Annotated in this window: 13 protein-coding genes, 1 other RNA gene and 1 pseudogene; 4 read left to right on the top strand and 11 right to left on the bottom strand. The window is 28.1% G+C overall.

Features of this window, described 5'->3' with window-relative positions; all coding sequences use genetic code 11:
- A pseudogene (locus FGQ49_RS10415) lies at nt 1-457 on the top strand (hypothetical protein); the annotation flags it as partial.
- 24 nt (nt 458-481) lie between these two features.
- Here FGQ49_RS10415 and FGQ49_RS08875 read toward each other — a convergent pair.
- Nucleotides 482-2,236 carry an ABC transporter ATP-binding protein gene (locus tag FGQ49_RS08875; protein ID WP_138269511.1) on the bottom strand — a complete coding sequence of 585 codons (1,755 nt, stop codon included), beginning with the start codon at nt 2,234-2,236 and terminating at the stop codon, nt 482-484.
- Between the two features lie 191 nt (nt 2,237-2,427).
- On the opposite strand from FGQ49_RS08875, the gene FGQ49_RS08870 reads away from it, so the two are divergent.
- Nucleotides 2,428-4,257 (top strand): phosphoenolpyruvate carboxykinase (GTP), encoded by a 1,830-nt coding sequence (locus FGQ49_RS08870; RefSeq protein ID WP_138269510.1) that lies wholly within the window; start codon nt 2,428-2,430, stop codon nt 4,255-4,257.
- A 156-nt stretch (nt 4,258-4,413) separates the two neighbouring features.
- Here FGQ49_RS08870 and rnpB read toward each other — a convergent pair.
- The 9 genes from rnpB to FGQ49_RS08825 all read right to left on the bottom strand — a co-directional run bounded on the left by rnpB (nt 4,414) and on the right by FGQ49_RS08825 (nt 12,645).
- Nucleotides 4,414-4,757, bottom strand: an RNA gene (gene rnpB / locus FGQ49_RS08865) — RNase P RNA component class A.
- 46 nt (nt 4,758-4,803) lie between these two features.
- Nucleotides 4,804-6,129: a PepSY1/2 domain-containing protein gene (locus FGQ49_RS08860; RefSeq protein ID WP_138269509.1), complete on the bottom strand. Its 1,326-nt coding sequence runs from the start codon at nt 6,127-6,129 to the stop codon at nt 4,804-4,806.
- An 8-nt stretch (nt 6,130-6,137) separates the two neighbouring features.
- Nucleotides 6,138-6,863 (bottom strand): spore cortex-lytic enzyme, encoded by a 726-nt coding sequence (gene sleB, locus FGQ49_RS08855; RefSeq protein ID WP_243112248.1) that lies wholly within the window; start codon nt 6,861-6,863, stop codon nt 6,138-6,140.
- A gap of 7 nt (nt 6,864-6,870) precedes the next feature.
- Nucleotides 6,871-7,437, bottom strand: coding sequence for a hypothetical protein (locus FGQ49_RS08850; protein WP_138269508.1), 567 nt, complete (start codon nt 7,435-7,437; stop codon nt 6,871-6,873).
- A 249-nt stretch (nt 7,438-7,686) separates the two neighbouring features.
- Nucleotides 7,687-8,427 carry a YebC/PmpR family DNA-binding transcriptional regulator gene (locus tag FGQ49_RS08845; protein ID WP_138269507.1) on the bottom strand — a complete coding sequence of 247 codons (741 nt, stop codon included), beginning with the start codon at nt 8,425-8,427 and terminating at the stop codon, nt 7,687-7,689.
- A 103-nt stretch (nt 8,428-8,530) separates the two neighbouring features.
- Nucleotides 8,531-9,967 (bottom strand): sensor histidine kinase, encoded by a 1,437-nt coding sequence (locus tag FGQ49_RS08840; protein ID WP_243112247.1) that lies wholly within the window; start codon nt 9,965-9,967, stop codon nt 8,531-8,533.
- Nucleotides 9,951-10,631, bottom strand: coding sequence for a response regulator transcription factor (locus FGQ49_RS08835; RefSeq protein ID WP_138269506.1), 681 nt, complete (start codon nt 10,629-10,631; stop codon nt 9,951-9,953). The genes FGQ49_RS08840 and FGQ49_RS08835 overlap by 17 nt, the downstream gene beginning before the upstream one ends.
- 216 nt (nt 10,632-10,847) lie before the next feature.
- Nucleotides 10,848-12,074, bottom strand: a complete 1,227-nt coding sequence (locus tag FGQ49_RS08830) for a S1C family serine protease (protein WP_138269505.1) — start codon at nt 12,072-12,074, stop codon at nt 10,848-10,850.
- Nucleotides 12,075-12,246: 172 nt separating this feature from the next.
- The gene (locus FGQ49_RS08825; RefSeq protein ID WP_138269504.1) at nt 12,247-12,645 is read right to left on the bottom strand and encodes a Fur family transcriptional regulator; all 399 of its coding nucleotides are present in this window, start codon (nt 12,643-12,645) and stop codon (nt 12,247-12,249) included.
- Between the two features lie 165 nt (nt 12,646-12,810).
- Here FGQ49_RS08825 and FGQ49_RS08820 point away from each other — a divergent pair, with 165 nt between their 5' ends.
- Together FGQ49_RS08820 and cysK are read left to right on the top strand one after the other, a co-directional pair.
- Complete coding sequence (locus FGQ49_RS08820; RefSeq protein ID WP_138269503.1) at nt 12,811-13,242, top strand: RrF2 family transcriptional regulator; 432 nt, start codon at nt 12,811-12,813, stop codon at nt 13,240-13,242.
- A 118-nt stretch (nt 13,243-13,360) separates the two neighbouring features.
- A complete protein-coding gene (gene cysK, locus FGQ49_RS08815) occupies nt 13,361-14,290 on the top strand; it encodes a cysteine synthase A (protein WP_138269502.1) in 930 nt (309 codons plus the stop codon).
- A 20-nt stretch (nt 14,291-14,310) separates the two neighbouring features.
- Here the strand turns inward: cysK and FGQ49_RS08810 are convergent.
- On the bottom strand, nt 14,311-14,737 hold a 427-nt coding region (locus FGQ49_RS08810; RefSeq protein ID WP_138269501.1), incomplete at its 5' end, for a GNAT family N-acetyltransferase.

Raw genomic sequence — 14,737 nt, 5'->3', positions numbered from 1 at the left:
ATTATTTATTTTATTTATACCATTGTTTATTACATTAAAAAATAATATTAATAATTTTGATGTAGCACTATTTTCTATGGGCGATGTTAATCTTGATATGTTTTTTTCAAGAAAACGTTACTTTGTTATATATGATATTTTTTATTACTTATTATCATTTTTATTAATTTATATTATTGCTTCTTTAGTAAATAATAAAAATAATATTCTAACAAAGCTAGGAAAAAATTCTTTAAGTATATATTTTTTCCATGGTTTTTTTACATTACCAATAAGATATCATATTTTAAATCCTTTAGTAAAAACGGGACAAGTTTCTATGATAATGTTAGCTTTTATTATTGCTCTTATAACAACATTAATATTAGTGTTTATTTTTTCAAGAGATACATTAATCAAATATACTATAGACCCATTAGAAAATTTTTCAAAAAAATTTATAATAAAAAAGGATTAAAAAAGGCACTATACAGTGCCTTTTTTACCCATATATATCAAATTTTTCAAGCCCGTCAAACTGCATATTGTAATATTTAGCATATAATCCATTTTTCTTCATTAAATCCACATGATTTCCTCTTTCTGTGGTTCTGCCGTTTACAATAACAATTATTTCATCAGCATTTTTTATAGTACTTAATCTGTGAGCAATAACAAGCGTTGTTCTGTCTTTAGAAAGTTTTTCAAGAGATAATTGAATATGTCTTTCACTTTCATTATCAAGAGCAGAAGTTGCTTCATCAAGTATAAGTATTTCAGGATTTTTAAGAAATACTCTTGCAATTGATATTCTCTGTTTTTGACCTCCTGAAAGTCTTGTACCTCTTTCCCCTACATAAGTGTCATATCCATCATCAAGACTCATAATAAAATCATGAATATTTGCATTTTTTGCAGCTTCTATTATTTCTTCATCACTTGCTCCAGGCTTACCATAAGCAATATTTTCCTTTATGCTTCCGCCAAACATATATACATCTTGTTGAACAACACCGATTGAACTTCTAAGGGATTTTAAAGTTACATCTTTTATATTTTTATTATCAATTAAAATTTCACCACTGTCAACATCATAAAATCTTGGAATCAAAGAACAAAGAGTTGTTTTTCCTCCTCCCGACGGTCCAACTAATGCAACAGTCTTCCCTTTTTCAATATTGATATTAATATTACTTAACACTTTATTATTTTGTTCATATGAAAAAGAAACATTTTTAAAAGTAATATTTCCCTCAACATCTTTAAGTTCCACTGCATTTTTACTGTCTTTTATGTCAGGATTAAGTTCAATTACTTCTAAAAATCTTTTAAACCCTGCATATCCTTTTTGGAATTGTTCCGTAAAGTTTATAAGAACTTCCACAGGAGTAATAAATATACCTATATATAAAGCATATACAGCAAGATCGGCAGCATTCATATTTCCATAAGCTACAAATAATCCTCCAAAAACTATAACAGCAAGATATAAAAGTCCTTTAAAAAAAGATGTACCGGCATGATATTTACCCATAATTTTATATTGTGCAGTTTTTGAAGATAAGAAAAGTCTGTTACTATAATCAAATTTATCATGTTCTATTTCTTCGTTTGCAAAGGACTTTACAACCCTTATACCTGCCAAACTATCTTGAACAGCTGAATTTACACCTGCAATTTTTTTTCTATTATCGGTAAAAGTAGCTTGCATTTTTCTATTTAAATACAAACAAAAAACAAGCATGCTAAAAGTTATTAATATTAAAATTAAAGTTAGAGGAATATTTATAAATAAAAGGAAAATAAATGAACCTACAATTTTAAAGGTAGATATAAAAATATTTTCCGGTCCATGATGTGCCAGTTCAGAAATATCAAATAAATCTGATACAAGTTTGGACATCATATCCCCTGTATTGTTTTCATCATAGTAGGAAAAAGATAATCTTTGATATTTATCAAACAAATCTTGACGCATATTACTTTCCATATTTGCACCCATAATATGTCCCCAAGATGTAATAAAAAATTCTCCGTATGTTCTTACAATATACATAATTAACATTAAAATCGCTACTAACCATATATATTTAAGTATTGTTTCTTTCCCTAAAGTAAAAAGCCCACCTGTCAAATATTTTAAAATTTGAGGGAAAGCCAAATCAACTATCGAAACAATAAATGCAAAAAACATATCAAGATAAAATAGTTTTTTATAAGGTTTATAATAACTAATAAATTTTCTAAATATAGACACTTTAAACTCCTTAATTTTATTTTTACAATTAAATTATTATACATTAAAAGCCTTTTTTTATCAATAAATATAACTTTTCCTTTTTTAATTTGAAATATATAAATAATCTTATCTTGAAAAAAAATCAAATTTGTAGTAAATTATTTATATGTGGTGTATACGTTTAACAATTAAAGAAGAAGGAGACAACTATGAAAGATATTATTAGCGTTGAAAATCTAAAAAAACTTGAAGAATTAAAAAATCCATATGTTATGCAAAAAGTAATAAATATGGTTTCACTATTAAAACCGGATAAAGTTACTGTTTTAACAGACAGTATTGAAGATCAGAATTATATTAAAGAAATTTCAGTAAAAAACGGAGAAGAAACACCTTTAAATCTTGATGGGCATACATATCATTTTGATTCACCACTTGACCAAGCAAGAGACAAGGTAAACACAAAATATTTACTTGATAAAGAAGTTAACTGGGGACTTGATATAAACTGGACAAACAGAGACAGCGGACTTAAAGAAATATACTCAATTATGGATGGAATGATGAAAGGCAAAGAAATGTACGTTGCATTCTATTGCCTAGGACCAAGCAATTCAATTTTCTCTATCCCAGCTTTACAAATAACAGATTCTGCTTATGTAGTACACAGCGAAAATCTTTTATATAGACAAGGTTATTCAGATTTTAAAAATTTAAACGGCAGCAATGACTTTTTCTATTTAATTCATAGTGCAGGAGAATTAGTAAACGGCGTTACTAAAAATATTGATAAAAGAAGAATTTACATAGATATAAATAATAATACTGTATATACTTGTAATAACCAATACGCAGGAAACAGTTTAGGATTAAAAAAATTATGTTTCAGACTTGCAATAAAAAAAGCAATGGACGAAGATTGGTTAGCTGAACATATGTTTTTAATGGGAGTACACGGAAAAGATGGAAGAAAAACATATATGGCAGGAGCTTTCCCTTCTGGATGTGGTAAAACAAGTACAGCTATGATTTCAGGACAAAGTATTGTAGGTGACGATATAACATATATAAGAAATATAGACGGAAACCCAAAAGCCGTAAATGTAGAACAAGGTATATTTGGAATAATAAACGAAATAAATGGTAAAGATGATCCTGTTATATTTGATGCATTAACAACTCCAAGAGAAGTAATTTTCTCTAATACACTTGTAAGTGACGGTAAAACATATTGGGATAAAATGGGAGTTGAACTTCCTGAAGAAGGATTTAACCATAGCGGAGAATGGAAAAAAGAATACGGAATAATTCCATCAAGTAAGAATGCAAGATATACAATGAAAATAGAAGAACTTGCTAATGCAGATGAAAATCTAAATAATAAAGAAGGGGTTCTTCTTGATGCAATGATATTCGGAGGAAGAGATGCTCATACAACAGTTCCAATAGCTGAATCATCATCTTGGAATCAAGGTATGGTAACAGGAAGCATCATTGAATCAGAAACTACAATGGCTTCAATTGGAAAAGAAGGTGTAAGAACTCATGACCCTCTTGCAACTTGTGACTTTATTTCAGTACCTTTCAAACAATTTATTGAAAAACATTTTGAATTTGGAAGAAAATTAAAACATGTTCCAAGAATATATGCAACAAACTATTTCTTAAAAGATATTGATGGCAATTTCTTAAATGGAAAACTTGATAAAAAAGTATGGTTACTTTGGGCTGAAGGCAGAATTCACGGAGATTATGATGCAGTTGAAACACCTATTGGAAATATTCCATTATATGAAGATTTAAAAAAATTATTTAAAGAAACTCTTGATAAAGATTATACAGAAGATGAATACAAATCTCAATTTGCCATAAGACTCGACAGATACCTTGAAAAAATGGCAAGAATGAAAGAAGCATTTAAAAATACAAATCTTCCAGATGAATTTAAAGTTGAATTCAATAATGAAATGGATAAACTAAAAAAAGCAAGAAAAGCTTTTGACAGAGCAGTCGTTTCACCTTTCAGATTTTATAAATAAAACATAAAGCATCTGTTTTTACAGATGCTTTAATATTTTAGGTTTTTATAATTAATTATATTTTTAATATAATTAAAAAAAATCTAAAATAAAAAATTAACATTAGTAATAAATGATTTTGTACTTTTGCAAAAAAAGAAACACCAAAAGGTGTTTCTTTATAGCAAGTTCATAAGCCGAGTTCTGTTTTAATGATCATCTATCTAGACTTATTGTTACCAATAAGTTCAAGCGACCTACCACTAACCAGTGACGGGCAGCCACCTGACATAAAGTCTGGTTATTTCTTGGTCTTGCTCCCGATGGGGTTTACACGTCCAAATAGTTACCTATTTGCCTGTGAGCTCTTACCTCACCCTTTCACCCTTACCTTTAAAAGGCGGTTTCCTTTCTGTTGCACTTTCCTTTAGGTTACCCTAACCGGCCGTTAACCGGCATCGTTGCCCTATGGAGCTCGGACTTTCCTCTTTTAAAATAAAAGCGATCAAACGACTTGCTATTTAAAGGTTTATTATATCATCTTTAAAAACCTTTTTCAACAAAATATTACATTGTAAGAATACTGTCATCAGCTTCTATTACTTTTATAATATCCTCTTCATGTCCTGTTTTAGCATTTATATATATTATAAAAATTTCATCATTATTTTTTCCTTTTATTTCATAACAATACTTTTCTTCTTCTGTGCTTGTTGGTATAACAGCAAGTCTTACTCTTGTTATTTCAAAATCTTCATTAATCAAACTTAACACTTCTTCGCTACTTAAAATATCTTTATCAAAAGTTCTTTGTTTATGATTTGAATAATAATTTGTTGCTTCAAATCCTACAACATTTTTATTTGTTAGACTTACTTTTACTTTTATTAAATCAGGATAACAAGTAACTCCATTTGTTTCATATGCATAATTTATGGTAATAACATTTCCATTTGTTTCATAATAATTTTCTTCCATATTATCAATATCCATCTTTTTCATATATTCTTTTCCAATTTCAATTGCTTGCTTTATACTTACTACCCTGTTAGCAGTTTCATCAGCATCATAATTACTGTTTATGCTTATTATTTTACCTCCCCTTTTACTAACATATGCATAATATTTTACATCAGAAATTTCATAGGAATATACAAAACATTCTATGCTTGAATTCATATCAGAATTATAAGTTACTTCTATATCACTGCCTATAAGTTCCTTTACAATTTTTATACCTTCATCTTTAGTTATTATTTTATCTGATAATGATATTTTCTTATTTTGATTTATAGCATCAGAAAATGGACCATCAAATATCAATGTTGGATATTCATTTACCTCTTCGTTTAAAGCTTTAAAAGTATTATCTATTTTTGTATATTCATTTGCCATAAATACATTACTGTTTTTAATCCAATCATAACCTTCTTTGCCATATTGTATTTCACTGTTCATTTCATCCATTTTTTGATATATTTTGTCACATGCTTCATATATTTCATTTATATCTTTTTTATTTTCCTTTGTAATTTTTTTATCAGTCGTAATTAATGAGTAATAATAGTTTGTCGTTTTATTTAAAAATTCACTTGCATCAACAACTGCACTATGATTTATAGGTAAATTGTTTATATTTTCATTAATAGATAAATTAAGTCCATATAAGTTTATAAGCTCTTCTTTTATAAATTCCTCATCATTACTTACATTAACTTTAGAAAGTCGGGAACTAAGTTGTTCAAAACTTTCAAGAAGAGAATTTAAACTCTTATCGTAGTTATTTTCTATACTATTTGCCAACACTTTACTGTCTTTAGTTTCAAAATAAGCAAAAACACCAAGTGTAACTACAGTAATTAATAAAAATCCAATCAAAATATTTTTTTTCATTTTTTCACCTACTTACAAAAAACATGATTTCCTATTGTTCTGATAATAGGTCTTGTTCTTATCCACTCATTTGTTGCTGTTTTAGGATTATAATAATATAAAGCTCCTCCGGAAGGATCCCAGCCATTCATTGCATCCTTTACAGCATTTATACAAGAAGTGTTTGGAGTTAAATTAACTTGTCCGTCTGCAACTGCATCAAATGCACCATTTTGATAAACAACCTCGCTTACTGTATTAGGGAATGATGATGATTTTACTCTGTTTAAAATTACGGCAGCAACTGCAACCTGCCCTTCGTAAGGTTCTCCTCTTGCCTCTCCGTTTACGGCTCTTGCTATTAAATTTATTTCACTACTGCTTAAGTTATAATAAGAAGATGAAGAATTTGAAGATAATAAATTATAAAGTCCCATTTTTTCCAAAGTTCTCTTCCCTGCTTTGCCATCAACGGTTAAGCCATTTTTACTTTGAAAATATTTAACTGCCTTTTCCGTTTGTGAACCAAATTTTCCGTCTACCGCTCCATCATAATAGCCCCATCTTTTTAGTTTTTGCTGTACAGGAGTAACTTGAGAAGGAGGTGAACCATAATAAACATAATTTCCGGCATAAATATTTACAAAATAAACACCTGTAGTCATTAAAATACACATTAATATAATAAAAATCATTGTTTTATTTTTCATTGTCTTATTCTTTCTTGTCTTTTTCTTCATTGTTTTACTTTTCATTTTCATCTTACTCCGCATAGTTTTGTAATATATTATACATCTCTTCTTCACTTTGAACCACAATACCTTTTTTTATTTCTTCAGCTGCATTAGTGTCTAATAATTCAATAGGAGTTTGAGTTTGTTCTACAATACTTTTATTTCCATCGTCATCAAAAGAATAAGCTACAATATACCCTTCAGGAGTATCTTCATTAACAGTAATTAAATAATAACCTTTAGGATAGGAATCTATATTTTTTGATAATACAATTGAATCAGCATTAAAACTTTCAACCGTCCAATCTTTATATTTTTCTAAAAACTGGCTTTTATTTAAACCTACATTTCCAGCTTCTATATTTACTGTTTCTGTTTTTTTGATACCAACTTTAGTATAATAACGCTTAAATGTTACACTTGTTGTCGTAGTAGTTATAACATTTTCTTCATTATTTTCCAAGCTCCCTTTTACTTGATTCCCATCAGATTTTGTTATTTCCATACCGGCAAAAGAGCAGGCAGAAAAAATAGTGAATGATATTAAAAATAAAAATCCTATTAACATAATTTTATGTTTACTTAATTTTTCCATAACAACCTCTTATCAGATATATTTGTTATTTCATATTTTAGCCATATACGGAAATTTTATACATAAAAAAAACAAACTACATAAAGTTTGTTTAATATCTTAATAGATAATATATTTTAAATATAAATTGATTTATACATTATAAATTATATTTAGATAATTGATAATTCATATATAATACAAAATTTGTTTAATTCTATTAAATAAAAAAGCCTTATAAGAAAAATCTTTTAAGGCTTTATAAAATTATTATTCATAATCATCAGGAAGTTCTGCATTATGATATACATCTTGTACATCATCATTATCATCGAACATTTCAAGCATTTTTTCAAATTTCTTAATTTGTTCTTCATCTTCCAACTTTGTATAATTTTTAGGAACCATAGCAACTTCAGCTGATAATGTTTTTATCCCATTTTCTTCTAAAGCATCACATACTTTTGAAAAAGTTTCAGGTTGTGTTGTAATTTCAAAACCATCATCACTTACATCAAAGTCTTCTGCACCACTATCAAGTGCAATCATCATAAGTTCCTCTTCATCAACACTTCCGTCATTATCTACAAGAATTGTTCCTTTTTTATCAAACATAAAAGATACGCATCCTGTTGTTCCTAAGTTACCACCATTTTTATCAAAGTAATATCTTACATCTCCGGCAGTTCTGTTTTTATTGTCTGTTAAAGCTTCAACAATAACTGCAACCCCACCGATTCCATATCCTTCATATGTGATTTGTTCGTATACGCTGTTTCCAAGCTCTCCGGCACCTTTTTTGATAGCTCTTTCAATATTATCATTTGGCATATTGTTTGATTTTGCTTTCGCAATTGCATCTTTTAATTTTGCATTTAGATCAGGATCTGAACCACCTTCTCTTGCTGCAACTGCAATAAGTTTTGCCATTTTTGTATATATTTTACCTTTTTGAGCGTCTGTTTTCGCTTTTTTATGTTTAATTGTTGACCATTTAGAATGTCCTGACATATTACCCCTCCATAAATTTTCTGCATTATATTATATCATAAAGTATACTATTATTCAATGTTTTGTAAAATATATGTTACACAAAAGAAAGAATAAGCTTAGCTTATTCCTTCTTATCTTTATTCTTATTATCTTTTATTTTTAATTCAAACCAGAAAGTACTTCCTTTTCCTACCTGACTTCTAACACCAAATCTTGCACCATGTCTTAACAATATCGTTTTTACAATAGAAAGCCCAAGCCCTGTTCCGACAACAGAACGTTTATGAGTTTTATCTATTTTATAATATCTTTCCCATATATTTGGAAGTTTTTCTTCTGGTATACCTTCTCCTGTATCTGAAATTTCAATTTTTACAGTATTTGAATTAATAATCTGATTAACTTTTATAACTTTATCTTCACCTGTATAATTTATTGCATTTGTAAGTAAATTATAAATTACCTGTGAAATTTGAAGTTCATCTGCATTAATATATACATGCTTATCATAATTAAAGGTTATATCATAATCAGTAAAAGTAGATAATCTTAATATAATATTTTTTACTTCCAATGTTAAATCAAAAGTAGTTTTATTTAGCTCTACTGCTCCCGATTCATATTTAGCCATATCCAATGTATCATTTACAAGATTACTTAAACGCTTTGCTTCATCAATAATAGTTTGAATATCTTCTGCTTTTGTTTTATCAGGATAATCTCTGATCATCTCGCTATAACCAATAATCATAGTAAGAGGTGTTCGTAAATCATGGGAAACATTAGCAATAAGTTCTCTTCTATATTCTTCATTTTTATCTATTTCTGATGCAGCATAATTAAGAGTACTAACAAGTTCATTTATTTCTTTAAATCCACCATCAAATTCTTCTACTTTATAATTACCTTTTGCAAGCTCTCTTGCTTTACCGGTTATCTTTTCTATAGGAGAAGAAATTCTTTTGGAAATCCAAAAAGCTAAAATACTCGCAAATACTATAAGCCCTATTGTTATCCAAAATAGTTGTGCCCTCAAAGTTGAAACTGTTGCATTAATAGGAGAAATTGTTGAATCAAGAAGCATTACATAAAAAGTATCCCCAACATTTACTATTTTTGTATAAACTATACTTTCCGGTTTTGAAAAAATAATATTGCCAAATCTAAATTCTTTTTCTTCCCTTGATAGCATAGATTTTTCCAAAAATTCTCCATTATTATCTATTGCTTTCGAAACATAGTATCCTATACCTTGTGGAGATAATTTATGTATAGTACATTTTGATGAAGTTTTTATAGAAAAAGCTTCATTACCGTAACTATCTAAAATCAAAACACAAAAATCTTTCGATAATGCAATTTCTTCAATATATTGCTCATTGAAATTTTGAGAAATCTTTGAAGCTGCTTCCTTTATTTCTTTTGTTTTTATAAATTTATAAGTAGCATCTAAAAAAACAATCTGAAAAAACCATAAAAAAATTAGTACTACTGCAACAAATATGGCGAAATACTTAAACATACGCCATTTTAAGCTTAAATCAGTCTTCTTTTTCAAATCTATATCCAACTCCTCTTAAAGTTACAATTTTATTAGAATAAGGTCCCAAATTCTTTCTAAGGAGTTTTATATGCGTATCCAGTGTTCTGTCATCACCGTAATAATCATATCCCCAAACAGTGGAAATAATCTTTTCTCTTGAAAGGGCAATCCCTCTATTTTCAACGAGGAATGTAAGTAAGTCATATTCTTTAGGAGTTAAATTTACAACTTCACCTTCAACTTTAACAATTCTTGCAGCTAAATCTATATTTATTCCATCTATGTTAATTACATCATTTTTTTCTTTATCTTTATGAGGTCTAGTTCTTTTTAATATTGCTTCAATCCTCATCATTAGCTCTTTAGGAGAAAAAGGTTTTACAACATAATCATCAGCTCCTACTTCAAAGCCATGAATTCTGTCATACTCTTCCCCTCTCGCAGAAAGCATAATAACCGGTGTATCTTTAACTTTTCTTATTTCTCTCACAGCCGAAAAACCATCAAGTTCCGGCATCATTATATCCATTACAATAATATCAAAATCTTCATTTTTACATATCTCAATGGCTTTCATACCATCATTAACTTCTACTGTATCATAACCTTCAAAAGTAGCATATTTATTTATAAGTTCTGCTATTTTAGGTTCATCATCAACAATTAATATCCTTGGCATAATATCCTCCCATAATTTTAAATATATTATATCACATTATTTTCCTTATATACTAATATTACCGATGCAAATGCATCGGTAATATTAGATTACATATTTTTAAAAGAGGGAATTATTCGTTTAAAACGAATATCCATAAGCATTTTGCTTATATAAAAATGTTAACAAAGTTATGTGTAAAATATGTGAATTCATCTTGAAATATTCATGTATTTATTAATTAGTTTTTTCTGTTAACTTATACTCTACACTTCCCTGATTAATACCGTTTGAAACGGTTACTTTTATTGTATCCCCAACTTCTAATTTATTAATTACTGCCTTAAAAACACTTGCACTTTCAACTTTTGTATCATTTACCGCTGTTACAATATATCCTGATTTCAATCCTGCTTTTTCAGCATTCGAACCTTCCTCTACACTGTAAATATATACTCCAAGTTCATTTACTCCATATTGCATTGCAGTTTGTTTGTCTAAAATATCTATTAGAGTAAGACCACTTGTAACTCTGCCTTTAACATAACCATAATCCATTATCTGTTCTATAACTTCTTTTGCAGTATCTATTGGAATTGCAAAGCCAAGCCCCTCAACATTTTCACCTGAAGCTTTTGCATTTACAATACCTACAAGAAGTCCGTTTTTATCAAACAAACCACCTCCAGAATTTCCGGCATTTATTGATGCGTTTGTTTGAATTAAACTCATTGTTTCATTTTCAATAGTAACCTCTCTGTTTAAAGCAGAAACAATACCATTTGTTACGGTTCCTGAAAGTTCACCCAAAGGATTACCTATTGCAACAACTTCATCCCCAACTTCAAGAGAGCTTGATTTACCAAGAGTCGCATTTTTTAATCCTGTTGCTTCTATTTTTAAAACGGCAATGTCTGTTTGCTCATCCCTACCAACAAGTTTAGCTGTATAAGATTTACTGTCTGCAGTTGTAACAGTAATTTTGCTTGCACCTTCTACTACATGATTATTTGTTGCAATATATCCATCACTGGTTATAATAACACCACTTCCCGCAAAAGTTGTAGTAGCACTTTCTCCAAAACTGTATCTATTTGCTTCTGATTCACTTTGGCATTCAATTGAAACAACTGAACTTTGAACAGCTTTTACAACAGTAGAAACATTCATTTCTGTACTGTCACCACTCGATGTTGAAGCTACGGGAATTTCTGTTGAGGTAACACCATCAGCTTTATTTGTAGCCAAGTATTTATTTGCAACAACACCTCCCACAAAACCTAAACATGTTGAAGTAGTCATCATTGCAACAACAATCAAAGCAAAAGCAGCATTTCTTCTCTTTTTATTGCTTTTATGTTCCTTTTTAAAAAATTTTTTTTCTTTAGCATTATCATTTGTTATAGAATCAAATTTATTATCAACTTCATTATCTGTCATCATATCATTAATTTTGTCATCCATAATATATGACCTCCTTCTTTGAACTGTTTATATTATATTTTTCAAATGTGAAAATATAATGAAACGATAATGAAGCTATATAAAACCTTTGATAACTTGTAATTGAAATATTGTTTATAAAAAAAGATACATATTTTCACATGTATTTCATATAAAAATAATTATAAAAAAATTATTCATGTTTTTCTTTTTCTAAACAATCACTACATACTCCTTTAAAAACTAAGTTATAACTTAATACTTTATATTTACTTTCTTCTTCAACTTCACTACTAATATTTTTATCAAATGAAATATTTACATTGGAAATTCTATTACATTTTGTACATATAATATGTTGATGTCCATCCGTTATATAATCATAAACATCAGAACTATCCAATATTTTTATTTTATTTATATGCCCTGCGCTTGCTAAATTATTTAAAACTCTAAAAACTGTTGCTCTGCTTATTGTTGAATATTTAGTATGTAATGTTTCATAAACTTCTTTTGCCGTAGGATGCCCATTTATGTCTTTAAGCGTATTAAAAATAATTTTCTTTTGAATTGTATTTCTGGTATTTTCCATATATCCCCCTAAATACTAAATATTAATTATTATAATATTAAACAAAATTTTATGCAAACATTTGATTTTTTATTTTTTTACAGAATTTATCCTTTTTTTCTTTGATTTTTAAACATGACTATGTTATATTATAAAAAGCTTATTTTATTATAAAGAGGTATTTATATGAAGATTTCTACAAAAGGAAGATATGCACTCAGACTTATGACAGATTTAGCAAAAAATTACGATGGTAAATACATCACATTAAAAGAAGTTTCAAAAAGACAAGAAATTTCAATCAAATATTTAGAACAAATTACAACTCAACTTTGCAGGGCAGAATACTTAATTAGTGTAAGAGGACCTAAAGGAGGATATAAACTTTCAAAAGAACCTAAAAATTATACCGTAGGTGATATTTTAAGAGTTACTGAAGGAAGTCTCGCCCCTATTGCATGCCTTGAAGATGAAAAAAACAACTGCACAAGATGCGGAGCCTGTGCAACTTTAGAGTTTTGGAAAGGCTTATATAAAGTAATTGAAGATTACGTAAACAGTATTACATTAGAAGATTTAATAAAAAATAGCGATGAAAATTTAAACTATAGTATTTAAAAGCAGATTTTCTGCTTTTTTTTATTTTTCACTTGACTTTTTATTTAATATTATATATATTTATTTCATAGTATTCATATAGGAAATAAGAAAAATAATTTATTTTATGGAGGATAAAATGAAAGTATATAAAAATATAACACAACTTGTTGGAAAAACACCAATAATGGAACTTGTAAACTATGAAAAAGAAAACAATTTACAAGCAAATATTCTTGCCAAAATAGAATTTTTCAATCCTGCAGGAAGCGTTAAAGACAGAATTGCAAAAGCAATGATTGAAAATGCAGAAAAAGAAGGATTATTAAAAGAAGGAAGCACAATAATTGAACCAACAAGCGGAAATACTGGTATTGGACTTGCAAGTATAGCAGCTGCAAAAGGATATAAAGCAATTTTAACAATGCCGGAAACAATGAGCATTGAAAGAAGAAAGCTTTTAAAAGCATATGGAGCAAAAATTGTACTTACAGACGGAAGTAAAGGAATGAAAGGTGCAATAGAAAAAGCAGAAGAACTACAAAAAGAAATAAAAGATAGTTTTATTCCAAGCCAATTTGATAATATGGAAAATCCTAAAATGCATTATAATACAACAGGCCCTGAAATTTACGAAGATACTGAAGGAAAAATAGATTACTTTGTTGCAGGTGTAGGAACTGGAGGAACTTTAAGCGGAGTTGGTAAATATTTAAAAGAAAAAAATCCAAATATTAAAGTTATTGCAGTTGAACCTAAGTCATCACCTGTATTAACTGAAGGTAAAGCAGGTGCTCATAAAATACAAGGTATAGGTGCAAATTTCGTTCCAAATACTCTTGATAAAAATATTTATGATGAAATAATAACCATTGAAAATGATGAAGCTTTTGAAAGCGCAAGAAAAGTTGCAAAAAGCGATGGAATTCTTGTCGGGATTTCTTCAGGCGCAGCAATTAAAGCAGCAACAATCATTGCAAATAGAGAAGAAAATAAAGGTAAAACTATTGTTGCATTACTTCCTGATACAGGAGAAAGATATCTTTCAACAGAATTATTTGAAGACTAAAACAAAAGATGTAGCTTATGCTACATCTTTTTATATTTAAGTAATAATTCTAACTCCATTGTATCTTCATCAATATGTTTTTCTTTAATTTCAAAGCCTCGTTTTAAATAAAATTCTAAAGCTTTTTTATTTTTTTTATATACACTTAAGCTTAAAACATTATAAAGACTTTTTGCCTTACTAATAAGTATTTTCCCAATACCTTGATTTCTGTATTCTCTTTTTATAAATAATCCTTCTATATATCCTTTATTTAACCCAATAAACCCTTTTATTATATTATCTTCTTTAAAAATATATATTTCACTTTTAGGTAATATTTCTTTTACATAATCTAAATTATCATAAAAATATTTCTTATTTATAAAATTATGAGCATCTAAATTTCCATTTAACCAAATATCTAATATAATATCTAAATCATTAATATTGAATTTCTCTACCATT

It is taken from the genome of Anaerofustis stercorihominis, from assembly GCF_005844425.1.
Taxonomy (GTDB): Bacteria; Bacillota; Clostridia; order Eubacteriales; family Anaerofustaceae; genus Anaerofustis; species Anaerofustis butyriciformans.
The sequence above is the reverse complement of the archived record's forward strand: the minus strand, read 5'-3'. Positions and strand labels throughout refer to the sequence as shown.